This is a genomic window from Actinokineospora sp. NBRC 105648 (assembly GCF_030269645.1).
Classification (GTDB): Bacteria; Actinomycetota; Actinomycetes; order Mycobacteriales; family Pseudonocardiaceae; genus Actinokineospora.
In genome coordinates, this window is record NZ_BSTR01000111.1 from 1 (window position 1) to 882 (window position 882).

Genomic DNA, 882 nt, shown 5'->3' on the forward strand with positions numbered 1-882 from the left:
CCCAGGGGAATTTCAAAGTCTGTTTGTGCTGGTAGCGGCTGCGATGATGGGCAGGATTCGGGTTCGGTCGGCGGCGATGTGTTGCAGGGTGCGGGTGATGTGGGTGATCCCGGCCAGGCGTAGGAGGCCGAGTGCGAGGTTGCGTAGGGTGGCCATGACGTGGGCTCCTGTGCCGGTGTGGGCGTGTTGGTGGTCTTCGCGGTAGACGACATCGCGCACCCAGTGGCTCTTGTTCTCCACGATCCAGTGCTCGCGGACCAGACCGGCGAGTTGTTCGGGGGTTGCCCGGTCGGCGGTCAGGCTGGTGACGCCGTGCACGATCTCTTTGGACAGCCGGTTACCGAGATGGTCGAAGGTGTCCCTGCGGATCCGAAACACTTGGGCCGCACCGGGGAATTCGATGTCGTCGGCGGGGGCGGTCCAGATCGCCCGGCGCACGATCCTGCCTTTGCCGTGGTCGGTGGTGGCGTGCTGCTCGCTGCCTGGTGCGGCAGGTGGCAGCACCGCGGCGATACTGCCCAGCAGTGTGGGCTGATTGCCCTTGACCGTGAGCGCGTAGTGAGCGCCCCGTTCGAGGGCCAGGTAAGTGGCGGTGGCGTGCTGAGTGTGCGCGGCGTCCCCGGTCACCACGACACCGGTCAGATCCACACCTGCCAGCAAGGCCCTCACCTGCGTGATCTCGTTGGTGCCCTCGGGAATCCGCACCTGCGCGATCACGATCGCATCAGAGTGGACCAATGCGGAGAACAGCTTGATCTCGCCGCCCTCGATACCCGGCCGGGCGCTGTTGCGGATGGTCTTGCCGTCCATCGCCACCGCGACCATCGTCCCCGGCACCCGCCTGCCGACGCGACCGGCGACCGCCCTGGTCATCGCTTCGGC

Annotated in this window: 1 protein-coding gene; it reads right to left on the minus strand. The window is 66.7% G+C overall.

The annotated features are described in order from the left end of the window. Positions 1-12: 12 nt before the first annotated feature. The coding region (locus tag QSK30_RS36590; RefSeq protein ID WP_285510000.1) for an ISAs1 family transposase at positions 13-882 on the minus strand (870 nt) is incomplete at its 5' end.